Raw genomic sequence first — 26,002 nt, 5'->3', positions numbered from 1 at the left:
GCGCTATCTCCGCTTTCGCCAACTGGAGGGTTTCTCGCCATGGATATGAACATCGCCATTCAGCCGCTGGTGGCTCTGGCCGCCGGTGTCCTCATTCTCGTCGTGCCCGGCCTCTTGCGGGTGATCGTCGCGGTCTATCTGATCATCATCGGCCTCATGGGCCTGTTCCCGCACCTCTTCGACCGCATCGCCGCAGGCGGCTGAGCGCCATGACCCCGACGCGGATCGTGGTGCTTGGAGGGGGCGCCGGCGGACTCGAACTCGTCTGCCGCCTCGGCGAACGGGACGACTGCACGGCGACGCTCGTCGACAGGGTCTCCACGCATCTGTGGAAGCCGCGACTGCACGAATTCGCCGCCGGAACGGTGCACTCGAGCCTGTCCGAGATGAGCTTCTACATGCTCGCCCAGATGCGCGGCTTCCACTTCGAGCAGGGCGCCGTCGAGGCGATCGACCGGGCGGGCAAGAGCGTTCTGCTCGAACGTCCGGGCCGGACAGACGGCGGCTCCAACCCGCCGGACGGCGGGGGACGACGCATCGGCTACGACGTTCTCATCGTCGCCCTGGGTGGGGTCACGCCAGATTTCGGCACAGACGGCGTTGCCGAAAATGCCATCCGCCTCGACGAGCGCCGGGACGCCGACGCTTTTCGCGAGCGGTTTATCGACGCCATGATCACCGCCCGCGAGACGAGCCGGCCCACTGACGTCGTGATCATCGGCTCCGGCGCGACCGGTACCGAGCTTGCCGCGCATCTGCGCCAGGCGGAACAGGCCTTCTTCGAGAAGAGCCATGCCGAGGGACAGAAGCGGCTGCTCAACCTCACAATTCTCGAGGCCGCGCCGGTGCTGATGCCCGGGGCCGACGAGGAACTCCGCAGGAACGTCGCCTCGCGGCTCGAAGCGCTCGACATCGCGGTGGTGACCGGCGCCAAGATCGCCGAGGTGAACGCGGCGGAAGTCCGCTCGGCCGAGGGCGATCGCTGGCCCGCCGACATCGCGGTCTGGGCTGCGGGGCTCGTCGGCAATCCGGTCCTGAAGGATCTTGCCGATTTCGAGATGGACAAGAAGGCACGCATCGTCGTCGACGACCATTTGCGCACGACGGTGGACGCGGAGATCTTCGCCATGGGCGACGCCGCGAGCTTCACGCCGGCGGATGCGGACCAGCCATTGCCGCCGACCGCACAATGCGCCAGCCAGCAGGCCGACTATCTCGCCGATGCGCTGCCCCAAGCGATCGCCGGGAAGGACTTCGACCCGTTCGTCTACGACGACCGCGGCCGGCTCCTGTCGCTCGCCAATGCCGGATCGGTCGGTCTGGTCGGGCTTTTCCGCAAAGGCGACATCCTGGTCGACGGGCGCTTTGCGACCGCCGCCTACAACGGGCTGCAGCGGCGCCACCAATGGGCGGTGCTCGGTCCCTTGCGCGGCTCCGTCGCGATCGCCGCCGACATGATCTCGCCGACCCGCGGCCCGGCGCTGAAGCTGCACGGCTGAGCGGCGTCAAGACGCGCGGTGGTGATAGTGAAAGCGACGGCGAGGTGGCGGCTTGTCGATCCTCTTGCCGACCTTACGGCTTCATGATTAAGACGCGCTGCCCATGGAAATTGGATCATTCTGGTGCCGAGGACCATTCTGACAGGCATTCCCCGCCGCGGCACCAGTCTGCTGTGTGCGCTCCTGAACGAGATGCCGAATGCGGTAGCCATGATCGAGCCGATAGGTCCCGGTGCGGGCAGGTCTCGGGAGCGGCAGATCGACTTCATTCATGCGGTCAGTTGGAGCGCATTCACAGTCGGGTCGTGCCTGTGACGCACTCGAACAGGGCCGAAACGATCGAGAACCGATATCCGTTCGTCGATCTCAAGCCTCCGGCGCGGGCGTTGCGCCGCATGGCCCCGCAAGTCAGCGCGTTCTATCTGACCTTCGGCGACGATCTGGATCGACATGCTGCGTAGTGTCGGAAGACGAGATCGCCGGGTCGATTTCCTGATCGCGGGAACCCAGAAGGGTGGGACCACGGCACTCGATCACTATTTGAGAAGAAACCCGTCCGTCCAAATGCCGCAGACGAGAAAGGAACTACATTTCTTCGACGACGAGGGCCGGCTGTGGTCGGATCCGGACTACACCGAGTATCATGCCAATTTCGATTGGATATCGGAGCCGATCCTCCGCGGAGAAGCGACGCCGAGCTATATGTATTGGGCGCCGACCGTCGAACGGATACGCGCATATAACCCTGATATGAAGATTATATGCGTCCTGCGACATCCTGCGTTCCGTGCTCACTCGCAATGGCGGATGGAACGGGCACGCGGCCGGGAGACGCTGCAGTTCTCGGCGGCGATCCGCGAAGGGCGCGCCCGGATCGCGCCGAATCCGAAATTGCCCGGCATCCACGACTATGTCGAAAGAGGATTTTATCATCCTCAGGTCTCGCGGCTCCTGGAGAATTTCCGCCGCGAGCAGACCCTGTTCGTTACCTCGGACTTTCTCAAGCAGTATCCTTTGTCTGCGCTGAACAAAATTGCGCAATTCATCGGCGCAGAACCTTTTTCGAATGTGACTTCGAAATATATCGCTCCGATCGACAATCAGATGCCGAATGACCTTGCCGCGGCGGATGCCGCCTACCTCGCCGATCTGTTCAGGGATGACATGGTGCAGACCATGGAGTTGACCGGGCTCGACCTGACCGCCTGGCTCGATCCAGACTATACAGAGTGCGAAATCGGCCCCGCATCATGAAGACGATGACCTTCATCCGTCATTTCATCGGCTTCAACGGCGGCCACTTGAAGATGTTCGACTATTTCAACCACATCTTGCATGGCCTGCCACAGAGAGGCCGCCCTGATCCAAAACGGCAGACCGCACGCCCGTCAAACCGCGATCTGTGGCCGGATGCCGTGAAGACGCCGCCGGGCCGGGGATCGCCGGGCATGCGTGCGGGCAGTCCCTTGCCGGGGGGATCTCCATGCCAATGTTAGGCGCTCACGGCAGTTCCGCCGCCTGAAAGAACCCACCAGAGGGGGACATTCGCCATGACACATCCCGTCATCGCAGTCGGTCATGTCGCCGTCGTCACCGGCGGCGCCTCGGGCATCGGGCTCGCAGCCGCCAAGCGCTTCGCCGAGGCCGGGATGACCGTGGTCCTGGTCGACCGGATCGAAGACCGTCTCGCCGCCGCCAAGGCCGAAGTCAGCCTTCTGAGCCCCGAGGGCACGGTGATCACGTCGAAGACCAACGTCTCCGACCGCGCCGCCGTCGAGGCTCTGGCGAAGAACCTGTTCGGCCGGTTCGGCACCGTCCATCTCCTCTTCGACAATGCAGGCATCCAGCCCGGCAGCGGGATCTTCGGCCCGCTCGCCAATTGGGACGCCGTTCTCAAGGTCAATCTTCACGGCGTCATCCATGTCGCGCAGGTCTTCGGCGAGCGCATGGTCCAGTCCGGCGAGCCGGGGCTGATCGTGATCACCGGCTCCAAGCAGGGAATCACCACGCCGCCGGGCGATCCCGCCTACAACGTCGCCAAGGCCGGCGTGAAGGCCTTCGCCGAGGCGCTGCAGCACGACCTCAGGAACCGCGAAGGCGGCAAGGTCGAGGCACGGCTGATGATCCCCGGCTTCGTCTTCACCCCGCTCACGCAGAAGGGCCGGACGGAAAAGCCGGACGGCGCCTGGACGCCCGAGCAGACGGCGGACTTCATGCTGGAAAAGCTCGGCACCGAGGACTTCTACATCCTGTGCCCGGACGGCGAGGTGACGCGCGAGATGGACGAGAAGCGCATCGCCTGGGCGGCCGGCGACATCGTCGAAAACCGCCCGCCTCTGTCGCGCTGGCACAAGGACTGGGCGGACAAGTTCAAGGCCTGGGCTGCGGGGTAGGACGCAGCGATCAGGCGACCTCCGCCGTCTCGACCGTTTCCTCTCGAACCAAGCGCCTCAGGATTGCAGCCAAGCGAGACACGTCTTCCGGGTCGACGGTCAGGCTCAATCCGCCATGAGCAAAGGCATTTCGCGCATCCAGCAATTCCCGGAGCGTCGTCGCCTCGTCCTGCATGATGCGCCCATCCTGGGTCAGCGTCTCGATCACGGCCGCAGCGTTCTGCGGTCGCTCGAACTGCGGGCGGTTTCGCCTGGCGAGCGCCTCCAGCGCGGAGAAGCCGAGAACCAGGGCAATGCCGGGCTGTTGTTCAGTTATCAGCCGGTCGATCTGTTCGACAGCAGCTTCGATGCTCGCCTTCTCCTCGACGCCGACCGCCGGCGGCAGATCGGCGGCGTTGATGAAGTGGATCTTCGCAGACCAGCGCTGCGCGTCCTTGAAGACATTCTGCAAGGCTCCGACATCCGGACGTGCTGACTGGTTGCGGTGAATGACGTAGATGGCCAGATTGCCGTCGTCCCGATACGCGACCGCATCGGGCCGGGTGTCCGCTAGAAAAGGGGGTAGAGTGCTGCGCGACGGTTGCCGCAGTACCTCGTAGCCTGCCGATTCGAGGTGCGCGATCACACCATCGAGAACTTCGCGTTTCGTCACCAAGGGGTCCATCGTACGTCTTCCAGCGGCTGGTTCGAGATACGAACATAGGAAACGGGTCGCGGAGCCAGAATTGCGGCCTGCAAGACTGCGGTCGTCCGTTCGATCGGCAGGTCTCCGTTTGAGAAACGCTGCACCAGGACGCGCTCCACCTGACTGTCGTCAAGATAGACATGCCGGCTCAAAGCGTCGAGGATCAGCTTCACGATATTGTCGACGTCACCATGGACGTTCCCGGACGGGAAGTAGAATATCGTGACGGCCATTGGCCCTTCGTCTGCGAAGTGCGGCGATGGCAGCGCTGAACGGCTGGCCTCTCTGATGGCTTCCTTCCACGTGTCCTTCGCCTTGGCATTGGTCGCTTGATGGGAAAGCGGCGTTCCGAAAACCAGAAACTCGACGGGAAACTCGATTTCCATCCTCGTCAACGCCCTCCAGCGATCCTCAAGAGACCATCGGCATCCACCACCCGCTCCAGCGCCTCGGCGATCTCGTCGAGCGCGGTCTCGACGCCTGCGCGGTAGGAGGTCGCCTCGCCGGCAAGGCCGAGGCGGGCGAGGACGCTCTGGCGGTAACCGTCGGCGCCGAAGAGGCCGTGGAGATAGGTGCCGGAGATCCGCCCGTCCGGCGATGCCGCGCCGTCGGGCACGCCGTCGAGCAGGCAGACCGGTCGGGCGCAATCGGGGCCGCTCGTGCGGCCGAGATGGATTTCGTAGCCCTCCAGCGCCTCGCCCTCGGGCGTCGTCGCGGATGACGCCCGCACCGTCTTTTCCGGCTCCATCACCGTCTCGACGTCGAGGAGGCCGAGCCCCTCCGCCTCGCGCGCCGGGCCCTCGATCCCCAGGGGGTCGCGGACGATGCGGCCGAGCATCTGGTAGCCGCCGCAAAGCCCCACGACATGGCCGCCGCGCGCGACATGGGCCCGCAGATCGTTGTCCCAGCCGTTCTGCCGGAACGCTTCGAGGTCAGCGATGGTCGACTTCGACCCGGGCATGACGACGAGCCGGGCCTCTTCCGGCAGCCGCTCGCCCGGGCGGACGAACACGACGTCGACGCCCGGCTCGGCCCTCAGGGGGTCGAGATCGTCGAAATTGGCGATCCGTCCGATCACCGGCACGGCCACGGTGAGCCGCCCCGCCGGTTCCCGCGCCAGCCGTTCCAGCGCGACGGAGTCCTCGGCCGGCAACCTCGCGGCGGCGGCAAGGTGCGGCACCACGCCGAGGCTCGGCCAGCCCGTGTACCGCGTGATCTCGGCGAGACCGTCGTCGAAGAGCTGGACGTCACCGCGGAACTTGTTGATCAGGAAGCCCGCTATCGTCGCCCTGTCCGCCTCCGGAAGGATCGCGTGCGTGCCGACCAGCGAGGCGATGACGCCGCCGCGATCGATGTCGCCGACGAGGACGACGGGCACCTTCGCCGCGGTTGCAAAGCCCATATTGGCGATGTCGCCCGTCCGCAGATTGATCTCGGCGGGCGAGCCCGCGCCCTCGACGATGACGAGGTCCGCTTCGGCCGAGAGACGCTCGAAACTCGCAAGCACCGATTCCAGGAAGCTCGCCTTCAAGCGCTGATAGTCGCGCCCCTTCGCCTCCCCGACGACCTTGCCGCGCAGGACGATCTGGCTGCCGGTCTCCGATTGCGGCTTGAGGAGGACCGGGTTCATGTCGACGGTCGCCGGAGTTCGGGCCGCCAGCGCCTGCAGCCACTGGCCGCGGCCGATCTCGCCGAAGCCGCCGGTCTCGGGCTCGAGCGCCACCGCGGCGTTGTTGGACATGTTCTGCGGCTTGAACGGGCGCACGCGAAGGCCGCGCCGGGCAAACAGCCGGCACAGCCCGGCGACGAGCACCGTCTTGCCGACATCGGAGCCGGTTCCCTGCAGCATGATCGCGGGCGTTTCGGTCATCGCGCCCTTGTCGCCCGTCGCCCCCCCGACGTCCAGCGGGATCAGTAGGCTGATATGATCTGGCCGCCGGAGCCCTGGCGCGCGCGGATACGCCGCCCGCCGGCAGGCGTTTCGCCGGATCAGAAATCCAGAGGCGCGTCTTCGACGACTTCCTTCATCACGAAGAAGGTGCGGGTCTGGCGCACGCCCGGCAGCGCGATCAGCGTCTCGCCATGCAGGCGGTTGAATCCGGCGATGTCGCGAACGCGGATCTTCAGGAAGAAATCAAAGTCGCCGGCCACGAGATGACAGTCGAGCACCACCGGCATGTCTGCCACCGCCGCTTCGAAGGCCGCGAAGCTTTCCGGCGTCGAGCGGTCGAGGACGACGCCGACGATCACGAGGGTTCCCCGTCCGACGAGCTCGGGCGCGATGCGGGCGCGAATACCCTTGACGAAGCCGCGCTCGAACAGCCGCTGCGTCCGGCGATGGCAGGTCGCGGGGCTGACATTGGCAAGCTTGGCGAGATCCGCATTGGAGCGGCTTCCGTCCGCCTGCAGCGCGCGCAGGATCTTACGGTCGATTCGATCCAGTGCTTCGGAAGTTTCTTCCGCTATTGGGCCCATATTCTATCCGATCAGCTCGTGTTGCGCCGAAATCCCTATTTTATCGGACCTAATCATGGGCAAAATCGGAAGGACGTTCCAGCGGTTTCTGCGGTAATCTGCGGCTCCCGTCCCCCCTTTCGAGATCGTCATGCTGGAACAATTCGAACGCTATCCCCTCACCTTCGGCCCGACGCCGATCGAGCCGCTTGCCCGCCTCTCGGAGCATCTCGGCGGCAAGGTCGAAATCTTCGCCAAGCGCGAGGACTGCAATTCCGGCCTGGCCTTTGGCGGCAACAAGCTGCGCAAGCTCGAATATATCGTGCCGGATGCGATTGCCTCGGGCGCCGACACGCTGGTCTCGATCGGCGGCGTGCAGTCCAACCACACGCGCATGGTCGCAGCGACGGCAGCCAAGCTCGGCATGAAGTGCCGCCTCGTCCAGGAGGCCTGGGTCCCGCATGAGGACGCGGTCTATGACCGGGTCGGCAACATCCAGCTCTCGCGCATCATGGGAGCCGATGTCCGGCTGGTCGACGACGGCTTCGACATCGGCATCCGCCAAAGCTGGGAAGCGGCGATCGAAGAGGTTCGCGCGGCCGGCGGCAAGCCCTACGCCATCCCGGCCGGTGCCTCTGTCCACAAGTTCGGCGGTCTCGGCTATGTCGGCTTCGCGGAAGAGGTCCGGGCCCAGGAGAAGCAACTCGGCTTCAGCTTCGACTATGTCGTCGTCTGCACCGTGACCGGATCGACGCATGCCGGCATGGTCGTCGGCTTTGCGGCGGACGGTCGCGCCGACAAGGTGATCGGCATCGACGCCTCGTTCACGCCGGAGCAGACCCGGACGCAGGTTCTCTCGATCGCGCAGAACACCGCCGAGCTCATCGGCCGAAGCGGGATCGGCGAAGAAGACGTCGTCATCGTGAACGACTACGCCTACCCCGCCTACGGCATTCCCTCACGCGAGACGCTGGACGCGATCCGCACCGTCGCCCGGCTGGAAGGGATGATCACCGACCCGGTCTATGAAGGCAAATCGATGCAGGGCCTGATCGACCTCGTCGGCAAGGACTATTTCCCGGCCGGATCGCGGATCCTCTACGCCCATCTCGGAGGAGCCCCCGCGCTCAGCGGCTACGGCTACGCCTTCCGCAACGGTTAGCGGGAAGCGGGCCCCGTTCGCCTGATCCTTCGGTGCGGGCGCCGCCGTCGGGCGGAGGCGACCGGCGGGCCCGGAGCGGCCGAGCCACGCTGAGGGACTGCCGCTTCAAGACACCTCACGTTCACTTCTCTCCGATACCTTGGGGAAGTGGAAGTTCAGGGTCGATATGATGCCCATTTCGAAGGTTGTCGGCTGGCTGTGCCTCAGGCACGCTGCGGCAGAGGTCATCTTGGAGCAGCACAAGGAGCTGCAGCGGCAGGTGCCGCTGCTCTATGCACTCCTCTGCGTCAATGCGGCCGCCGTTGCCTACACCCATCATGGTCTTGCCCCGGACTGGATGACAGTCGGAGTGCCGCTCGTTCTCGTCACGGTCTCCGTCTGGCGGCTGGTGGACTGGGTTCTCAGACGCAACCGGCCGACGGGCGTGGCGAGCGCAAGAGCGCAGCTGCAGCTCACCATCCTCCTGGCGGCTGTCCTCTCCGCCGGCTATTGCGCCTGGTCGCTCGGGCTGAATTCCTATGGCGGCGCCTATGAGCATGCGCATGTGGCGGTGTTCATCGCGGTCACGGTCATCGGCTGCATCTTCTGCCTGCTGCATCTGCCGCAGGCGGCCCTTGCCGTCACGCTGGTGGTATCGGTCCCCTCTCTCGCCTTCTATCTGTCAAGCGGCAATTCCGTGCTCGTGGCGATCGGCATGAACATGTTCCTGGTCACATGCGTGATGATCCAGGTCGTGTTCAACAGCTTTCGCAGCTTCGCCGAGCTGATCGCCTCGCGCGGCGAAACCGAGCGTCTGGGCCGGGAGAACCTGCGGCTTGCCCATACCGACGTCCTGGTCGGCCTGCCGAACCGACGGCACTTCCTGGCGGAGCTCGCGAGCCGCGTCGAGCACGGGGGCGACGGCTTCTGCGTCATCGTCCTCGATCTCGACCGCTTCAAGCCGATCAACGACACGCACGGCCATCTCGTCGGCGACCGGCTCCTCGAAAAGGTCGGAGACAGGCTGCGGGATTGCGTCGACGGGACGGTGCTCGTGGCGAGACTGGGGGGAGACGAATTCGGCATGCTGGCCGAGGACGACGGCAAAGGTGCCCTCGCCCTCGCCCAACGCGTCTGCGACGTCTTGTCCCTGCCCTTCGACATCGACGGGCTGTCGGTATCCATCGGCGCGTCCTGCGGCGTTGCCGAGTTTCCGGGTGCCGGCGCGACGGCGCACCAGCTGTTCGACCACGCCGACTATGCGCTCTATCGCTCGAAGCTCGCCGCCCGCGGCACCGCGACGCTCTACTCCATCGACCACGAGACCGAGATCCAGTCAGACCGGGCCGTCGAGGCGGCCCTCAGGACGGCCGACCTCGAAAGCGAGATGGAGATCCATCTGCAGCCGATCGTCGACGGCAGGACGGGGCGGGCCTTCGCGGTCGAAGCTCTCGCCCGCTGGCGGAGCCCGACGCTCGGCAATGTCCGGCCTGATATCTTCATCTGCGTCGCCGAACGCACAGGGCTGATCCAGAAGCTTACGCCGCTCCTTCTGGCGAAGGCGCTGAAGCTCGTCGAGCGGCTTCCGGCGGGGGTGAAGCTGTCCTTCAACCTGTCCGCCCACGACGTCACGCCGGCGATGATGCTCATCCTCGTCTCGCTGGTGCGCAAGAGCGGGGTCGATGCTTCGAGGTTGATCATCGAGCTGACCGAGACCGCCGTCCTGGCCGATTTCGAGGCCGCCCGGCAGTCGATCGACCTCCTTCGGGCGCTCGGCGTCGAGATCGCGCTCGACGACTTCGGTACCGGCTATTCGAGCCTCAGCTATCTGAACCGGCTGGCGGTGAACAAGGTGAAGATCGATCGCAGCTTCGTCGGCGAATGCGGAACGGTGCAGGGACGCAATCTCCTCTGCTCGATCCTGGCGCTGTGTTCCTCGGTCGATCTCAGCTGCATCGTCGAAGGCGTCGAGGAGGCGGACCAGCTGCACATTCTCCACGGCCTCGGATTCCGGCATTTCCAGGGATATTATTTCGGCAGACCGATCCCCGCCGACGACATCGTCTCCTGGTTCGCCGAGCATGGCGCTCATTCCGAGATACCGGCCCGCGCGCCCGCCCTTCCGTCGGTCGCGTCCGCTTGAGCCATGCGGCCGGCCCGGCCGGCGGCCCGGCTTTGCTTCGAGCGCACCGGCCGCCGCGACTGACCGGGAGACTTTCCGCTGCGGCCCATTTGACCGCGCCGGAAATCCCCTCTACCGCTTGCCCTTCACTGACGGTGCCCGCCCGACGGGCTGAAACGGATTCCGGTGCGGCCGACCCAAGCAGGGGGCCTAGACGGAAGCTGTCGGATCGATTCGCCATCCGGCCTGTCGCCGGCGGCGGCTCCTCCGGCGTCGAGACAGAAGGACGGAGGCGATCTCATGAAGGCTTTGATGCTCTGCGGCCACGGCAGCCGCGATGCCGGCGCGGTGACGGAATTCGCGGGCCTCGCGGACAAGCTGCGCGCGCGGCTGCCCGACTGGTACACCGAATACGGCTATCTCGAATTCGCCAAGCCGATCATCCGCGACGGCCTCGACCAGCTGCGCGCCTCGGGCGCCACGCGGATCGAGGCGCTGCCGGGCATGTTGTTCGCCGCCGGCCACGCCAAGAACGACATCCCGTCCGTCCTCAACACCTATGCGGCCAAGAACGGCGTCGAGATCCGCTACGGGCGCGAGCTCGGCATCGACCCGAAGATGATCCGCGCTGCCGGCGAGCGGATCCGGGAATGCCTCCGCTCCGCCGGCTGGCATGACGGCGAGCCGCTGCACGACACCATGCTGGTCGTCGTCGGCCGGGGCGCCTCCGACCCCGACGCCAATTCCAACGTGGCCAAGGTCATGCGCATGCTCTGGGAAGGGCTAGGCTTCGGCTGGGGCGAGACCGCCTATTCCGGCGTCACCTTTCCGCTGGTCGAGCCGGGCCTCGAACATGCGAGCCGTCTCGGCTACAAGAGGATCGTCGTCTTTCCCTATTTCCTGTTCACCGGGGTCCTGGTGCGGCGCATCTACGATCAGACCGACCTCGTGGCCGAGCGCCACCCGGAGATCACATTCCTCAAGGCGCCCTATCTCGGCGCGCACGATCTTGTGGTGGAGACCTTCGTCGACCGGCTTGCCGAGATCCTCGAAGGCACCAACAACATGAACTGCCAGATGTGCAAATACCGCGAGCAGGTGCTGGGCTTCGAGGCGGAGGTCGGGCTCGCCCAGGAGAGCCATCACCACCATGTCGAGGGGATCGGCTCGGCGGCCGACTGCACGCTCTGCGACACGGTCTGCACCGGCGCCTGCCGGGCGGCCGACATCGCGGCTAAGGACGGCCATTCGCACGCCCATACGCATGGCAATGACCACCATCACCATGATGGACATCATCATGACCATGACGGCGGGCATGATCACGATCATGCGCATGGCCACGGCCACGCGCACGGGGCCAACGGCCACCATCACCACCCCTACCCCCACGCCGGGCATCCGCTCGGCCCGCGATCGATGAGCCGCCGATGACCGCATTGTTCGACCGTTACGCGATCGTCGACTGGTCGGCTTCCAACACGCCGACGACCGGCAAGGATTCCATCTGGATCGCCTTCGCCGAACGCAACGGCCGCGAGGCCCGACTGATCGAGACGGTCAACCCGCCGACGCGCTCGGCGGCCATGGCAAAACTCCGGCAATTCTTCCGCGACGCGCTCGCGGAGGAAAAGCGGGTGATCGCCGGCTTCGACTTCCCGATGGGCTATCCGGCGGGAGCTGCCGCCGCGATCACCGGCGAGGCCGACTGGCAGGCGCTCTGGGCCTATTTCGCCGAGGCGATGCAGGACCGGGACGACAATTTCTCCAACCGCTTCGAGGTGCCGGGCCGGCTCAACCGCGAACGGCTCGCCTTCGCGCCAATGTATTGGGGCCGCCCGATGCACCAGGAGATCCCCGGCCTGTCGGTCGCCAAGCCCAACCCCTATCCGACCGCGCTGCCCGAGCACCGCATGGCGGAATCCCGCACGGTGCGGGCGCAGCCGGTCTGGAAACTCAACTTCACCGGCTCGGTCGGCAGCCAGGCGATCACCGGCATCGCCCGGCTCGAACATCTGCGCCGCGACGCGGAATTTGCCGGCAAGCTCGCAGTCTGGCCGTTCCAGACGCACTTTGCCGAAGATCTCTCCCAGCCGATCGTGCTCGCCGAGATCTATCCCGGCCTCCTGCCGATCGAGAAGGGCGAGAAGTCCTGTCTCGACGAGGCGCAGGTCGAGTTCTTCGCCGAGCTGTTCGCCCGCGTCGACGCCGACGGCCGGCTGGACATGCTGCTTGCCGAACCGAACGATCTCTCCGAAGACGAACGCCGCGCCGTTTTGTCCGAGGAAGGCTGGATTGCCGGCCTCGGCCAGTTGGTGGTCGACGACAGCCTCGAGGAACCCTCGATCGCCGTGGCGCCGACGCGGGGCTATCTGCGCGATCCCGCGGCGATCTATGCGGAAAGCTTCCGGATCATCCGCGAGGAGGCCGATCTGTCGGGCGTGGCGGAGGACGCGCAGGATCTCGCCATCCGCATGATCCACGCCTGCGGCATGACCGACATCACCGCCGACCTTGTCGTTTCGGAGGGCGCGGTCGCGGCTGGCCGTGCCGCGCTGCAGTCCGGCGCGCCGATCCTGTGCGATTCGGAAATGGTCTCGCACGGCATCATCTCGGCCAACATGCCGCATCAGAACAAGATCATCTGCCGTCTGACCGATCCGCGCACGCGCCGGCTGGCCGAGCGCGACGAGACGACGCGCTCGGCCGCCCAGGTCGATCTGTGGACCGACCTCATGGAGGGCGCGGTGATTGCGATCGGCAATGCGCCGACGGCACTGTTCCGGCTGCTGGAACGCCTCGACGAGGGCGCCCCGAAGCCGGCGCTGATCATCGGCCTGCCGGTCGGCTTCGTCGGCGCGGCCGAGGCCAAGGCCGCGCTCGCCGCCGATTCGCGCGGCATACCCTTCGTCACCCTCTCCGGGCGCCGCGGCGGCAGCGCCCTCGCGGCGGCGGCGGTCAACGCCCTCGCCAAGGGTCTCGAGTGACATGGCCGATCCGGTTCGCCCTTGGCTGAGCGGGCGCACGGCGGATGATGCCGAGGCGCCGGACGCACGAACCGGCGGGCCCTGGCTCACTGTCGTCGGCATCGGCGATGCCGGCCTTGCGAGCCTGTCGGGCGAAGCGCTTGCGGCTCTCGACCGGGCCGAGGCGATTTTCGGGGGTGAGCGGCATCTATCCATGCTCGGCGACACGGCGGCCGAGACGATCCTCTGGGACAAGCCCTTCTCCGATTCCCTCGACCGCCTGCTCGAGCGGACGGGCTTTCCCACCGTCGTGCTCGCCACCGGCGATCCGATGTGGTTCGGCGTCGGCGCGACGCTCGCCCGCCATGTGCCGGCGGACGAGATGCGGGTCATCCCGGCCCCGTCCGCCTTCTCGCTCGCGGCGAGCCGGCTCCGCTGGCCGCTTGCCGACTGCACCTGCCTCACGGTCCACGCCAGGCCGGTCGACGCCCTGTCGCGCCATCTTGCGCCGGATGCGCGGCTCCTGATCCTGTCCGAGGACGAGACCTCGCCGCGCGAGATCGCGCGGATCCTCACCGCAAGAGGATACGGACCGAGCCGGATCACAATCTGCGAACATCTCGGCGGCGAGCGCGAGCGGCTTTTGACGACGACGGCGGCCGGCTTCGACCTCGAGGACGGCGCATCGCTGAACACGGTCGCGATCGAATGCAGCGCCGGCCGCGCCGCGACGCCGCGCGCACAGGTGCCGGGTCTTCCCGACGACGCCTTCGTCCACGACGGCAAGATGACCAAGCGGGTGCTGCGCGCGCTTGCCATAGCGGCGCTGGAGCCCCTGCCCGGCGCGCTCCTCTGGGACGTCGGGGCGGGCTCCGGCTCGATCGCCGTGGAATGGCTGCGCGCGGGTCCGCGCATGGCCGCGATCGCCATCGAGCCCAAGCCGGAACGCCTCGCAATGATCGCGGAGAACGCCGCGACGCTGGGCGTGCCGGACCTGCGAATGCTCGAAGGCGCGGCGCCGGCGGCCTATGCCGGCCTTCCCGCGCCGGATGCGGTCTTCATCGGCGGCGGCCTCACCGACGGCGTCTTCGACGGCGCCTTTGATGCGCTCAAGCCCGGCGGACGGATCGTCGCCCATGCCGTGACGCTGGAATCGGAGGCGATCCTGCTCGACCTGCACGCCCGGCTCGGCGGCGAACTGATGCGGATCGGGGTGGAGCGGGCCGAAAAGGTCGGACCCTATCGCGGCTTCAAGCCGGCCATGCCGGTTCTCCACTGGCACCTGACCAAGGCACGATGAGCATGACGGCAACCGGGAGGCTTGTCGGGCTCGGCGTCGGGCCGGGCGATCCGGAACTCGTGACGCTGAAGGCGCTGCGGCTCCTGAAGGCGGCGCCGGTGGTGGCCTATCCGGCGCCTGAGGGCGGCGAGAGCTTCGCGCGGTCGATCGTCGCCGGCTATCTCTCGCCGAGCCAGGAAGAGATCGCGATTGCCGTGCCGATGCGCATCGAGCGCTTCCCCGCCGCCGAAATCTACGACCGCGCGGCGGAGAGGATCGCCGGCCATCTGGACGAAGGCCGAAACGTCGCCGTCCTCTGCGAGGGCGATCCGTTCTTCTACGGCTCCTTCATGTATCTCTTCGAACGGCTGGCGGACCGCTACCCGACCGAGATCGTGCCGGGCGTCGCCTCGGTGACGGCCGCGGCCGCCGCGTCCAGGCGTCCGCTCAGCGCCCGCAACGACGTCCTGACGGTGATCCCCGGCCCGCTCGACGACGCAGCGCTCGAGGCGCAGATCGCCGCATGCGAGGCCTTCGCGATCATGAAGCTCGGCCGGCATCTCGAACGGGTCAGAGCGCTGCTCGGCCGGCTCGGCCTCTTAGGCGCCTGCACCTATTGCGAACGCATCTCGCTGCCCGAAGAGCGCGTCGTGCCGCTTCGCGAGGTCACCGGCGATGCCCCCTATTTCTCGATGATCCTCGGCTATCGCGGAACCGAACCGGCGATCCTGCGCCGAACGGGCGCCGCGCTCGTCTTCGGGGTCGAAAGCGAGGCCGTCTGATGGGCTCGGCGGATCCCCGTTCCGCGGCCCGACGGCCGGCCGTCGTCATTCTGGGCGAGACGGCGCTGCCGATGGCCAGCGGCATCGCGCAGGCGATCCGAGGCGAGGTTCATGGTGCGGCCAAGCGCGTCGCCGGCGCGGCCGTCACCTTCGACAGCGCGGCAACACATCTGCGCGAACTCTTCCGTCAGGGACGGCCGATCGTCGCGGTCATGGCGACGGGCGCCTTGATCCGCATCCTCGCACCGCTCCTCGCCGACAAGCGCGCGGAGCCGCCGGTCGTGGCGGTCGCCGAGGACGGCTCGGCCGTGGTGCCGCTTCTCGGCGGCCATCACGGCGCCAACGCGCTGGCGCGAACGGTCGCGGGCGTAACCGACGGATTCGCCGCCGTGACGACCGCCGGCGATCTCGCCCTCGGCATTGCGCTGGACGCACCGCCGCCCGGCTGGGTGCTGGAAAACCCGGAGGACGCCAAGGACGTGACGGCCGATCTTCTCGCCGGAGCCAGCGCGCGCGTCGCGGGGCCGGCGCCCTGGCTCCAGGCCGGACGCATCCCCTTCGCCGCGGACGGATCGATTCTGCTGGCGGTCTCGGACGAGGCGCGCGCGCCCCGCGGCGGCGAGCTTCTCTTCCGGCCGAAGACGCTCGTCCTCGGCATCGGCGCGGAGCGTCATGCACCGCCGGAAGCGGCGATCGAACTGGCGAAGTCTGTGCTAGCCGAGGCCGGTGTCAGCCCGTTGTCGCTCGCCGCCGTGGTCTCCGTCGACATCAAGGCAGACGAGGCGGCCGTGCACGCCGTCGCCGACCGGTTCGGCGTTCCCGCCCGGTTCTTTCCGGTGGAGCGGCTGGAGGCGGAGACGCCGCGGCTCGCGAATCCCTCCGACATCGTCTTTGCCGAGATCGGCTGCCATGGCGTCGCCGAAGGTGCTGCGCTCGCGGCCGTCGGCGCCGACGGGCGCCTGCGGATCGCCAAGCGCAAGGGCCGCCGCATCACCGCAGCGCTGGGCGAGGCCCCAGCGCCGCTCGATGCCACCTCCTTCGGCCGCGTGCGCGGCACGCTCTTCGTCGTCGGCATCGGGCCCGGCCAGGACGCATGGCGCTCACCCGAGGTGAGCCGGATGATCACCGAGGCGAGCGATCTCGTCGGCTATTCGCTCTATCTCGATCTCCTCGGCCCCCTCTCGGAGGGCAAGACGCGGCACGACTTCGCTCTCGGCAAGGAGGAGGCGCGGGTGCGCCACGCGATGGAACTTGCCGGCGAGGGCAGGACCGTCGCGCTCGTCTGTTCGGGCGACGCCGGCATCTATGCGATGGCGACGCTGGTCTTCGAGCTGATCGACAAGGGGAACGTCTCAAACGCCGCACGCCGCATCGCCATTCAATGCGCGCCGGGTATCTCCGCACTGCAGGCGGCCGCGGCGAGAGCCGGCGCGCCGCTTGGCCACGACTTCTGCACGATCTCGCTGTCTGACCTCCTGACGCCCTGGGAGGACATCCAGCGGCGCGTCAGGGCGGCCGCCGAGGCGGACTTCGTCATCGCCTTCTACAATCCGGTCTCGCAGAAGCGCCGCACGCAGCTCGCCTTCGCCCGCGACGAGCTTCTGAAGCACCGGCCGACTGACACGCCCGTGATCCTCGCCACCAATCTCGGCCGCGAAGGGGAGACGGTGCGGATCGTGCCGCTGGCGGAGCTTCAGGTGGACGACGTCGACATGCTGACGGTCGTGATCGTCGGCTCGTCGGAAACGCGGATCGTTGCGACCGGCGACGGCAGGCACTGGGCCTATACGCCGCGGGGATATGCCGGGAAGGCGGGGACGGGTATGGCACCCGGTACCGTGGACGAGGAGGCCGGTCGACGGTGACCCGCACGCGTCTGCTGCTTTCCTGGAAAGAGGTCTGGCCGGAAGGCTTCATCAGCGAAGGAAAGATCTGGCTCCTTCCCGAACCGACGCCGGAACGTCGCCGCGGGCTGAAATATTCCCTGTTCTTCGGGCGCCCCGGCGAGCGAATTATCGGCTATGATAACGAAACCGGCAAAGGCGATCACCGGCACTACAGAGACCGGGAGGAGCCTTATCTCTTCGTCTCGCTTCATCGCCTGATGGCGGACTTCGACGCGGATGTGAAACGGGAGACTGGCAATGGATGAAGTCATTCTGGCCGTCAGAACGCACGAGGCCTTTCACGACGAGATCATGGCAGCAGCGCGCCGCATCGATGCCGGCGACATGACGCCGAACACCCCGCAGATCATATTTCATTCGATCGAGAACCTCTGGCGGACCATGACGCCGGAGCGCTGGGCCATGTTGCGGTCGCTGCAGGAGAGCGGAGCCATCCAGCCGGATGCCCTGCCGGGTCTAGTCGGCCGCGAGGCCGCGCCGGTCGCGCAGGACGTGGAAAATCTGAAGCAGCTCGGCCTGATCGAGACCGACGAGGAGGGCCGCGTCTTCGTTCCCTGGTCGAAGATCACCGCCGAAGTCTCGATCGCCAACGCCGCCTGACATCGCACATCACAGGAAATCATGACCGTCCATTTCATCGGCGCCGGCCCCGGCGCGCCCGACCTCATTACCGTGCGGGGCCTGCGGCTGATCGAGCGTTGCCCCGTCTGCCTCTATGCCAGCTCGCTGGTTCCGGAAGAGGTCGTGAAGGCGGCGCCCGAGGGCGCGCGGGTCCTCGACACCGCGCCGATGACGCTCGACGAGATCGTCGCGGAGATCGCGGCCGCGCATGAGCGAGGCGAGGACGTCGCGCGGGTGCATTCGGGCGATCCCTCGCTCTACGGCGCGATCGCCGAACAGATGCGCCGGCTGGATGCGCTCGCCATTCCCTACGAGATCACGCCGGGCGTGCCGGCCTTCGCCGCGGCCGCCGCCGCTCTGAAGACCGAGCTCACCGTGCCGGAACTCTGCCAGACGGTGATCCTCACGCGCACCGCGATGAAGTCATCGAAGATGCCGGAGGGCGAGGAGCTCGCAACGCTCGGCAAGAGCGGTGCGACGCTGGCGATCCACCTGTCGGTCCGCAATATCGGCCATATCCAGCGCGAGCTGACGCCGCTTCCGGCCTATGGCCCGGACTGTCCGGCGATCGTCGCCTACCGGGTCGGCTGGCCGGACGAGGCGTTTATCAAGGGGACGCTGTCGGACATCCACCAGAAGATCCGCGCAGCCAAGCTGACGCGCACGGCGCTGATCTTCGTCGGACGGGCGCTCGGCGCGACGGATTTCATCGATTCCCGCCTCTACGATGCGTCCCATGTCCATGTGCTCAGACCGAAGCGCAAAGCGGCGGCGTCCTGACGAGCGGTCCCGCCCGTTCGATCAGCCGGAGGGATCGATGCCGAGATATGCCAGCGCCTCTCCCACGCTCGCCACGAGCGGCCCCGGCGGTGCCGGCGGCCGGCCGATCATGATCACCGGCAGGCCGAGCTTTCGGGCCGCTGCGACCTTGGCGTATGAGGCCGCGCCGCCGGAATTGCGGCAGACGAGATGGGTGACGACGAGGCGGGCAAGCAACGCGGCCTCGGCCTCCACATCCGGCTCCGGGCGGCCGAGCAGGATCTCCGCCGGAAAGGGCAGCGGCGGATCCGGCGGCTCGATCATGCGAGTGACGAAGGCGATGTCGGACAGGTGGCGGAAGGGCGCAAGATGCTGGCGCCCGAGCGCCAGGAAGACACGCGACTTTGCCGGCAAAGCATCGCGCGCCGCGGCGAGGCAATCCACAACGTGCCAGCGGTCGCCGGGTGCCGCGTCCCAGGGCGGACGCATCACGACGAGGCGGGCGACGCCGGCGCGATCCGCTGCCTCCGCTGCATTGCGGCTGATGCCGGCGGCGAAGGGGTGGGTCGCGTCGATCATTCGACCGACTCTCTCTGCCGCGAGGAAGGAAGCGAGGCCGCCCGCGCCGCCGAAGCCGCCGATCCGGACCTCGACGTTTTCGGGCAGGACCGGCGCGCGAGTTCGGCCCGCCAGCGACAGGACGATCCGCGTCCCCGGCCGCGCCGCCCGCAGCCGCCGGGCGAGATCGTTCGCCTCGGCGGTGCCGCCGAGGATCAGGATCGCTTCAGCCGGCTCGGGCAAGAATGGCTCCATTTCGATCGGTGACGACGATCTCCACCGCGACCGGCGCGCCGCGGAGGATCGTCGTCGCGGCCGCCCGCGCCTGCTCGGCGACGCAACCGGCAAGGTCGAGGCCCTCGCCCCGGCAGAGGTCGAGCACCTCCTTGGCAGTGTTGGCGGCGAGGATCTGAGGCTCCAGACGTTTCCCGGCTTCCGGGGCGATCGTCCGGACGAGGTCGGAAAGGAAGGAAAGATCCACTTGGCTGCGGCCGGAATGAAGGTCCATCGCGCCTTGCGCCAGCTTGGTCAGCTTGGCGAAGCCGCCGGCGATGGTGAGCCTCTCCACCGGATGGGCTCGCAGATATTTCATCAATCCGCCGGCAAAGTCGCCCATGTCGAGATAGGAGATCTCGGGCAGATCGGGGTAGAGCGCATGGGCGGCCGATTCGCTCGCCGAGCCGGTCGATCCCACGACATGGGCGAGGCCGGCGGCACGGGCGACGTCGATGCCGCGGTGGATGGAATGGATCCACGCCGAGCAGGAGAAGGGATGGACGATACCGGTCGTGCCGAGGATCGACAGACCGCCGACGATGCCGAGCCGCGGGTTCCAGGTCTTGGCGGCGAGCGCCGTGCCGCCGGTAACGCCGATGGTGACCGTGATGTCGGCCGGCCGGCCATGTTCGGCGCAGATTGCCTCGACCACCGCGCGCATCATCTGCCGCGGCACCGGATTGATCGCCGGCTCGCCGGGCGGGATCGGCAGCCCGGCGCGGGTGACGGTGCCGACGCCCTCGCCCGCCTCGAACAGAAGACCCGTTCCCGGCCCACCGAAGCGCACCTCCGCGACAATCTCGGCCAGATGGGTGACGTCCGGATCGTCGCCGGCATCCTTGACGATCGCGGCCATGGCCCGGTCCTCATTCAACCCATGGCGATTGAGCGCGAAGCTCGGCGTCTCGCCCTTCGGCAGCCTGATTGCGACGGGATCGGGAAAGGCGCCGGTCAGGAGCGCCGTCAGCGCCGCCTTGGTCGCGGCCGTGGCGCAGGCGCCGGTCGTCCAGCCGCGCCGGAGCGGCCTGTCCTCCCGCGGCCCGTCGGCCCTGTCCTCGCTGCGGTTGAATCCCATGGCCGGCTTATAGCCGAGTTCGCCGTGGAAGAAATCGGGACCTTTCCCGGCCTGCCGAGACGAAGCCGAGGCAGGCGCCTTCGTTCGCCTCGACGAGGAGAAGGTGGCAAGGCAAGCGATGCGGATGAGGGCGTGACGCGCAGCGGCCACTGGCCTGATGGCCGGCCCAGGTCCTCTCATCGCCCTGCTGGGCACTTCTCTCCGCGGGGGAGAAGAACGCGGCCGGACCGCTTTGCCTGCTGGAGACTGGCCCCATGACCGGGCTCCTCATCGCAGCCCCTTCCTCCGGCGCCGGCAAGACGACGGTCACGCTGGCGCTCCTGCGCGCGCTCGGGCGAAGCGGCGTCGCGGTGCGCTCGGCCAAGGCGGGGCCGGACTACATCGACCCGGCCTTCCACGCCGCAGCGTCCGGCAGCCCTTGCGTCAATCTCGACCCATGGGCGATGCGGCCGGAGCTTCTCGCCGGCCTCGCGGCGGAAGCGCGGGCGCAGGCGCAGGCCTTCGTCGTCGAGGCGATGATGGGCCTGTTCGATGGCGCGGCGGACGGCAGCGGCTCGGCCGCCGATCTTGCGGCGATGCTCGGCCTCTCCGTCGTGCTCGTCGTCGATTGCGCGAAGCAGTCGCATTCGGTCGCCGCGCTGGTTCGGGGGTTCGCGACCCACAGACCCGACGTTCCGCTCGCCGGGCTGATCCTCAACCGGGTCGGCTCGGAGCGCCATGCAGGGCTCCTGAAGGACGCGCTGGCCCCGCTCGGCATCCCCGTCCTCGCCATCCTGCCGCGCCGGGCCGAGCTCGTCCTGCCGGAGCGCCATCTCGGCCTCGTCCAGGCTGGCGAGCATAACGATCTCGACGCGTTCCTGGAGCGCGCCGCGGACTGGCTGGCGGACGGTGCCGACCTTGCCGCGCTTGCGCGCCTGGCGGAGGGACGGGATGGACAAGGCGGCGCCGCCTCGCTCTCCGACATGCCGCTGCCGCCGCTCGGGCAGCGGATCGCGATGGCCCGCGACGAGGCCTTCGCCTTCGCCTATCCGCATCTCGTCGAGGGCTGGCGGCGGCGCGGCGCGGAGATCTCGGTCTTCTCGCCGCTCGCCGACGAGGCGCCGCCGGAGGGCGTCGACGCCGTCTATCTTCCCGGCGGCTATCCCGAGCTGCATGGCGGCAAGATCGCCGCCGCCGGCCGCTTCAAGGCGGGCATGCACGCCGCGGCGATGCGCGGCGCAGCGGTCTACGGCGAGTGCGGCGGCTACATGGTACTGGGCGAGACGCTGGCGGATGCTGAAGGCGAAACCCATGCCATGCTCGGCCTGCTGCCGCTTCGCACGAGCTTTGAGAAGCGCAGGCTGCATCTCGGATATCGCCGGCTGGAAACGCTGGCCGAGACTCCCTTTCCCCGGCGACTGCGGGCGCATGAGTTCCACTACGCTTCGATCCTCCGCGAGGGGCCGGGCGAACCGCTGTTTCGCGCCACGGACGCCCGCGGCGCCGATCTCGGGACATTCGGGCTCGTCAACGGCCGGGTCTGCGGGTCCTTCCTGCATGTGATCGACGGGGAGGATGCATGACCGGCCTTGCCCGAGCCGCCCGCAGCAGCATCCGGCGGAACCGTCGATGACCCTGCGCCTCGCGATCCTTCTCGCCGGCACGCTGATCGACCGCCTCGTCGGTGACCCGGACTGGCTGTGGCGGCGCACCACGCATCCGATCGTGCTGATCGGCCGCTTCATCGACATCCTGGACCGCGGCCTCAACCGACCGGACATTCCCGAGGCGGGACGCCGGCGCAACGGCTTCCTCGCCATCGGCTTTCTCGTCGCCGCGGCGCTCGTCGCGGGCGGGCTGATCTCCGCCGTCTCGCGCGCCCTCGGGCCGCTCGGCTGGTGCGTCGAGGCGCTGATCGTCGCCATCTTCCTCGCCCAGAAGAGCCTGATCGACCATGTCCGCGCGGTGGAGACCGCCCTCGCAGACGGCGGCCTCGTCGCCGGGCGCCGCGCGGTGTCGATGATCGTCGGGCGCGATCCGGACCAGCTCGACGAGGCCGGAGTCTGCCGCGCGGCGATCGAGAGCCTCGCCGAGAACGCCTCGGACGGCTTCGTCGCGCCCTTTCTGTGGTATCTCCTCCTCGGCCTGCCGGGACTTCTCGCCTACAAGACGATCAACACCGCGGATTCGATGATCGGCCATATGAGCGAGCGCCACCGCGCCTTCGGCTTTGCGGCGGCTCGGCTCGACGATTGGGTGAACTGGCCCGCCTCGCGCCTCGCCGCGCTGCTGATCGCGGTCGCCCACGGGCTTTCCCGCTTCGATTTCCGAGCGATCGGCCTCGTCTGGAAGATCGTGCGCCGCGACGCGCCGAGCCACCGCTCGCCCAATGCCGGCTGGCCGGAAGCGGCGGTCGCCGCCGCCATCGACGTCGCGCTGGGCGGTCCGCGCCGCTACGGCGCGCTGATCGTCGACGCGCCGCCGATCCACCGCGACGGCCGCCGGGCCGCGACGCCGCAAGACATCGGCCGGGCGATCGCCCTGTTCGACCGGACCTCGCTGCTCGTCATGGGCCTGACCGCGCTGCTGATCCTGCTGTCCCTGCCCTGAGCGCGGCGCGGTTCAGCCGCCGAGCGCAAGGCCGATCAGCACCGCGATCTCGGTCAATTGCTGGGCGGCGCCGAGACAGTCCCCGGTCTGGCCGCCCAGCCGCCGCCGGACGAAGCCGCGGAACCAGAGGAGCACCACCGCGCCGAGACCAAGGCCGGCGAAAGGTTTCCACAGGCCGAAGCTCGCCATGGCGAGGACAAGGAAGACCGCGAGGCCGAGAAGGAGGGCGAGGAGGCCGGTCCGCGGATCCGGCTGCCCGGCCCGGCCGGCGACGCCGCCGGGATTGGCCGATGGCAGAGACGACCAGAGCCAGACCATGGCGCCGCGGCTGGCGGCGGCGGTGGCGACAAGCGCGAGTGCCGCCGCTTCCGCTCCGGACAGGAGGAGGTGCGCGACGAGCCCGACCCTCAGCCCCACCGACAGGATCAGCGCCAGCGTGCCGTAGCTGCCGATGCGGCTGTCCTTCATGATCTGAAGCGTGCGCTCCGGCGGATGATGGCCGCCGAGCCCGTCGGCGACATCGGCGAGCCCGTCCTCGTGCAGCGCACCGGTGACCGCGATCAGGATCGCGACCGCGAGGAGCGCGGGGACGAGGGGCGAGAGCCCCGCGGCATTTGCGAGGACCAGAACGAGCGCCGCAGGCAGCGCCGCGAGCACTCCGGCGAGGGGAAAGGCGACGGCGTCTGCGCCAAGGGAATGCGTGCCGGAAAAGGCCCATTTCGGCGCAGGCAGGCGCGTCAGGAAGGCGAGGCTTCTCAGCGTCGCGCCCAGGATCGTCCGCATCTGCCCACTCCCAACCCTTGCCCGACTCGCCCAGCCGGCGCATGACATCGCTTCCGCCATACAGAGCGCCCACCGAAAGTCCAAAGCCTCGGAGTATCCTCCATGTCCATCACCGGCCTGCCCTTCGACGACATCCGCGACCTCGTGAAGCGCATGCCCGGCCCCGATGCCGCGGCGGTCCGGGCCAAGCGCGAGCGCGAGGCGCTTTTGACCAAGCCCGCGGGCGCGCTCGGACGGCTGGAGGAGATTTCCGAATGGCTCGCCGCCTGGCAGGGCCGTGCGCCGGCGGTGCGCCGGCCGCTGGTCGCGGTCTTCGCCGGCAATCACGGCGTGACGAAACAGGGGATTTCGCCCTTTCCGGCCGAGGTCACCCAGCAGATGGTCTCGAACTTCGCCGCCGGCGGCGCGGCGATCAACCAGATCTGCGCGGCCTACGATCTCGGCCTCAAGGTCTTCGACCTCGCACTGGAAATGCCGACCGGCGACATCAGTGAGGAGGCGGCGATGGACGAGCGCACCTGCGCGGCGACCATGGCCTTCGGCATGGAGGTTCTGGCCGGCGAGCCGGATCTCCTGTGCATCGGCGAAATGGGTATCGGCAACACAACCGTCGCAGCCGCCGTTTTCGCAGGCCTCTTCGGCGGCACCGGTGCCGACTGGGTCGGGCCCGGCGCCGGCCATGATGCCGCCGGCGTCGCGCACAAGGCCGCGATCGTCGAAAAGGCCCTGGCACTGAACGAGGGACATCTCGGCGATCCGCTGGAGGTCCTGCGCCGCCTCGGCGGGCGCGAGATCGCGGCGATGGCGGGCGCGATCCTCGCCGCCCGGATGCGGCAGGTGCCGGTGATCGTCGACGGCTTCGTCACGACAGCGGCCGCGGCCGTCCTCCATGCGATGGACCGGCGCGCGCTCGACCATTGCCTGTTCGGCCATGTCTCGGCCGAGCCCGGCCATATCCGCGCTCTGGAGGAAATGGCCAAGATACCGCTGCTGGCGCTCGGCATGCGTCTCGGCGAGGGCACCGGGGCGGCGCTCGCGGCCGGCATCGTCAAGGCCGCGGCGGAGTGCCATACCGGCATGGCGACCTTCGAACAGGCGGCGGTGTCGAACCGGAGCTGATTTTCGGGTCGCTCGGCTCGGCGGATCGGGCGATTGTCTCGTCCGCGGGCCGGCAAACGCCCACCCATGACGAATTCTGCGAGGTATGACGATGAAGGCAGCGGTGATCGGCGGCGGCGCGATCGGGGGCTATCTGGCGACGATGCTCCATGATGCCGGGCAGGACGTGACGCTCTGCGTGAGAACGCCCTTCGAGCGGCTGGTCGTCGGGGAGCCAGGCGGCGAGACCAGGACGGTGCCCGTGACCATCGCCAGCCGGCCGGAGGAGGTCGGCGCCGCCGATTTCATCGTCCTCGCCACCAAGGCACAGGATACCGAGAGCGCGGCGCCTTGGCTGGAGAGGCTGGCAGGGCCGGACACGACGATCCTCGTCGCCCAGAACGGCATCGAACAGGTGACGGGCACCCAGCCCTTCGCCAACGGCGCGACCATCGTCCCGGCGATCGTCTACATCGCCGCCGAGCGCAAGGCCCCCGGCCACATCGTCCACCATTCCAACAGCCAGCTGGTGCTGCCAGGGGACGCGACCGGCGAGACCGCAGCGCAGTGCTTTGCCGGGGCCGACCTGACGATCGAGATGGCCGACGACTTCCTGACGATCGCCTGGCGGAAGCTCCTGTCGAACATCGTCGCCAACCCGATCACCTGTCTCACCATGCGCCGGATCGATGTCTTCTCCGAGCCGAACGTCCGGTCCCTCGCCCTCGGCCTGATGCGGGAGGCCATCGCCGCCGGCCGGGCCGAAGGGGCGAAGCTCGGCGACGAGGAAGCCGAGCGCGTCCTTCGGTCCTACGAGGGCGTCAATCCCGGCAGCGGCTCGTCCATGCTCTACGACCGGCTCTCGGGGCGGTCGCTGGAACACGAGCACCTGACCGGCGCGGTGGTGCGCGCGGCCGAGCGCCACGGCGTCGACGTGCCGCTCAACCGCGCGATCTTCGCCCTGGTGGATGCGCTCGACCGCTCGGCCGAACGGCGATCCTGACCAACAACTCCG

General features: G+C 68.1%; 26 protein-coding genes. 19 read left to right on the top strand and 7 right to left on the bottom strand.

Features of this window, described 5'->3' with window-relative positions:
* Positions 1-39: 39 nt before the first annotated feature.
* The 5 genes from LH400_RS14650 (at position 40) to LH400_RS14630 (ending at position 3,892) form a co-directional block, all read left to right on the top strand.
* The gene (locus LH400_RS14650) at positions 40-204 is read left to right on the top strand and encodes a DUF3096 domain-containing protein (protein ID WP_229153483.1); all 165 of its coding nucleotides are present in this window, start codon (positions 40-42) and stop codon (positions 202-204) included.
* A gap of 5 nt (positions 205-209) precedes the next feature.
* Positions 210-1,499 carry an NAD(P)/FAD-dependent oxidoreductase gene (locus LH400_RS14645; protein WP_229153482.1) on the top strand — a complete coding sequence of 430 codons (1,290 nt, stop codon included), beginning with the start codon at positions 210-212 and terminating at the stop codon, positions 1,497-1,499.
* 450 nt (positions 1,500-1,949) lie between these two features.
* On the top strand, positions 1,950-2,753 hold the full coding sequence (locus LH400_RS14640; protein WP_229153481.1) for a sulfotransferase domain-containing protein: 804 nt from the start codon (positions 1,950-1,952) through the stop codon (positions 2,751-2,753).
* Positions 2,750-2,995 (top strand): hypothetical protein, encoded by a 246-nt coding sequence (locus tag LH400_RS14635; protein ID WP_229153480.1) that lies wholly within the window; start codon positions 2,750-2,752, stop codon positions 2,993-2,995. The genes LH400_RS14640 and LH400_RS14635 overlap by 4 nt, the downstream gene beginning before the upstream one ends.
* A gap of 54 nt (positions 2,996-3,049) precedes the next feature.
* Positions 3,050-3,892 carry an SDR family NAD(P)-dependent oxidoreductase gene (locus LH400_RS14630; protein WP_229153479.1) on the top strand — a complete coding sequence of 281 codons (843 nt, stop codon included), beginning with the start codon at positions 3,050-3,052 and terminating at the stop codon, positions 3,890-3,892.
* Positions 3,893-3,902: 10 nt separating this feature from the next.
* Here the strand turns inward: LH400_RS14630 and LH400_RS14625 are convergent, their stop codons facing one another.
* The 4 genes from LH400_RS14625 to LH400_RS14610 all read right to left on the bottom strand — a co-directional run bounded on the left by LH400_RS14625 (position 3,903) and on the right by LH400_RS14610 (position 7,052).
* Entirely contained in the window at positions 3,903-4,544 is a 642-nt protein-coding gene (locus LH400_RS14625; protein ID WP_229153478.1) for a hypothetical protein, read from the bottom strand.
* The gene (locus LH400_RS14620) at positions 4,541-4,963 is read right to left on the bottom strand and encodes a RusA family crossover junction endodeoxyribonuclease (RefSeq protein ID WP_229153477.1); all 423 of its coding nucleotides are present in this window, start codon (positions 4,961-4,963) and stop codon (positions 4,541-4,543) included. Before LH400_RS14620 ends, LH400_RS14625 begins: the two co-directional genes overlap by 4 nt.
* 5 nt (positions 4,964-4,968) lie before the next feature.
* A complete protein-coding gene (locus LH400_RS14615) occupies positions 4,969-6,447 on the bottom strand; it encodes a cobyric acid synthase (protein ID WP_229153476.1) in 1,479 nt (492 codons plus the stop codon).
* Between the two features lie 119 nt (positions 6,448-6,566).
* The gene (locus tag LH400_RS14610; protein ID WP_229153475.1) at positions 6,567-7,052 is read right to left on the bottom strand and encodes an Lrp/AsnC family transcriptional regulator; all 486 of its coding nucleotides are present in this window, start codon (positions 7,050-7,052) and stop codon (positions 6,567-6,569) included.
* A gap of 130 nt (positions 7,053-7,182) precedes the next feature.
* Here LH400_RS14610 and LH400_RS14605 point away from each other — a divergent pair, with 130 nt between their 5' ends.
* From LH400_RS14605 to cobM, 10 genes are all read left to right on the top strand, one after another.
* Positions 7,183-8,193: a 1-aminocyclopropane-1-carboxylate deaminase gene (locus tag LH400_RS14605; protein WP_229153474.1), complete on the top strand. Its 1,011-nt coding sequence runs from the start codon at positions 7,183-7,185 to the stop codon at positions 8,191-8,193.
* A gap of 169 nt (positions 8,194-8,362) precedes the next feature.
* Positions 8,363-10,315: a putative bifunctional diguanylate cyclase/phosphodiesterase gene (locus tag LH400_RS14600; protein WP_229153473.1), complete on the top strand. Its 1,953-nt coding sequence runs from the start codon at positions 8,363-8,365 to the stop codon at positions 10,313-10,315.
* Positions 10,316-10,594: 279 nt separating this feature from the next.
* Positions 10,595-11,728 (top strand): sirohydrochlorin chelatase, encoded by a 1,134-nt coding sequence (locus LH400_RS14595; RefSeq protein ID WP_229153472.1) that lies wholly within the window; start codon positions 10,595-10,597, stop codon positions 11,726-11,728.
* Positions 11,729-12,645: 917 nt separating this feature from the next.
* Positions 12,646-13,281 (top strand): precorrin-8X methylmutase, encoded by a 636-nt coding sequence (locus LH400_RS14590; RefSeq protein WP_229154397.1) that lies wholly within the window; start codon positions 12,646-12,648, stop codon positions 13,279-13,281.
* 1 nt (position 13,282) lies between these two features.
* Positions 13,283-14,560 carry a precorrin-6y C5,15-methyltransferase (decarboxylating) subunit CbiE gene (gene cbiE / locus LH400_RS14585; RefSeq protein ID WP_229153471.1) on the top strand — a complete coding sequence of 426 codons (1,278 nt, stop codon included), beginning with the start codon at positions 13,283-13,285 and terminating at the stop codon, positions 14,558-14,560.
* A 2-nt stretch (positions 14,561-14,562) separates the two neighbouring features.
* The gene (gene cobI / locus LH400_RS14580) at positions 14,563-15,321 is read left to right on the top strand and encodes a precorrin-2 C(20)-methyltransferase (protein WP_229153470.1); all 759 of its coding nucleotides are present in this window, start codon (positions 14,563-14,565) and stop codon (positions 15,319-15,321) included.
* 71 nt (positions 15,322-15,392) lie between these two features.
* The gene (gene cobJ / locus LH400_RS14575) at positions 15,393-17,186 is read left to right on the top strand and encodes a precorrin-3B C(17)-methyltransferase (protein WP_229153469.1); all 1,794 of its coding nucleotides are present in this window, start codon (positions 15,393-15,395) and stop codon (positions 17,184-17,186) included.
* Positions 17,183-17,473 (top strand): toxin-antitoxin system TumE family protein, encoded by a 291-nt coding sequence (locus LH400_RS14570; RefSeq protein WP_229153468.1) that lies wholly within the window; start codon positions 17,183-17,185, stop codon positions 17,471-17,473. Before cobJ ends, LH400_RS14570 begins: the two co-directional genes overlap by 4 nt.
* Complete coding sequence (locus LH400_RS14565; RefSeq protein ID WP_229153467.1) at positions 17,466-17,828, top strand: HVO_A0114 family putative DNA-binding protein; 363 nt, start codon at positions 17,466-17,468, stop codon at positions 17,826-17,828. Before LH400_RS14570 ends, LH400_RS14565 begins: the two co-directional genes overlap by 8 nt.
* Positions 17,829-17,849: 21 nt before the next feature.
* Positions 17,850-18,629, top strand: a complete 780-nt coding sequence (gene cobM, locus LH400_RS14560) for a precorrin-4 C(11)-methyltransferase (protein ID WP_229153466.1) — start codon at positions 17,850-17,852, stop codon at positions 18,627-18,629.
* 21 nt (positions 18,630-18,650) lie between these two features.
* On the opposite strand, the gene LH400_RS14555 is transcribed toward cobM, so the two are convergent.
* Entirely contained in the window at positions 18,651-19,409 is a 759-nt protein-coding gene (locus tag LH400_RS14555; RefSeq protein WP_229153465.1) for a cobalt-precorrin-6A reductase, read from the bottom strand.
* Positions 19,393-20,517, bottom strand: coding sequence for a cobalt-precorrin-5B (C(1))-methyltransferase (locus tag LH400_RS14550; RefSeq protein ID WP_229153464.1), 1,125 nt, complete (start codon positions 20,515-20,517; stop codon positions 19,393-19,395). The genes LH400_RS14555 and LH400_RS14550 overlap by 17 nt, the downstream gene beginning before the upstream one ends.
* 254 nt (positions 20,518-20,771) lie before the next feature.
* Here LH400_RS14550 and LH400_RS14545 point away from each other — a divergent pair, with 254 nt between their 5' ends.
* Both LH400_RS14545 and cbiB read left to right on the top strand, forming a co-directional pair.
* Entirely contained in the window at positions 20,772-22,079 is a 1,308-nt protein-coding gene (locus tag LH400_RS14545) for a cobyrinic acid a,c-diamide synthase CobB (RefSeq protein ID WP_229153463.1), read from the top strand.
* Between the two features lie 46 nt (positions 22,080-22,125).
* Positions 22,126-23,106 (top strand): adenosylcobinamide-phosphate synthase CbiB, encoded by a 981-nt coding sequence (cbiB, locus tag LH400_RS14540; protein ID WP_229153462.1) that lies wholly within the window; start codon positions 22,126-22,128, stop codon positions 23,104-23,106.
* Positions 23,107-23,118: 12 nt separating this feature from the next.
* On the opposite strand, the gene cobS is transcribed toward cbiB, so the two are convergent.
* Positions 23,119-23,889 (bottom strand): adenosylcobinamide-GDP ribazoletransferase, encoded by a 771-nt coding sequence (gene cobS / locus LH400_RS14535; RefSeq protein WP_229153461.1) that lies wholly within the window; start codon positions 23,887-23,889, stop codon positions 23,119-23,121.
* Between the two features lie 102 nt (positions 23,890-23,991).
* Between cobS and cobT the strand changes: the two genes are divergently transcribed.
* Both cobT and LH400_RS14525 read left to right on the top strand, forming a co-directional pair.
* Positions 23,992-25,008 carry a nicotinate-nucleotide--dimethylbenzimidazole phosphoribosyltransferase gene (gene cobT, locus LH400_RS14530; RefSeq protein ID WP_229153460.1) on the top strand — a complete coding sequence of 339 codons (1,017 nt, stop codon included), beginning with the start codon at positions 23,992-23,994 and terminating at the stop codon, positions 25,006-25,008.
* A gap of 85 nt (positions 25,009-25,093) precedes the next feature.
* Positions 25,094-25,990, top strand: coding sequence for a 2-dehydropantoate 2-reductase (locus LH400_RS14525; protein WP_229153459.1), 897 nt, complete (start codon positions 25,094-25,096; stop codon positions 25,988-25,990).
* Positions 25,991-26,002: the final 12 nt, after the last annotated feature.

The sequence above is a fragment of the Jiella soli genome, assembly GCF_020615385.1.
GTDB lineage: Bacteria > Pseudomonadota > Alphaproteobacteria > Rhizobiales > Rhizobiaceae > VKMB-3413.
This window is presented reverse-complemented; position numbering and strand designations above follow the sequence as displayed.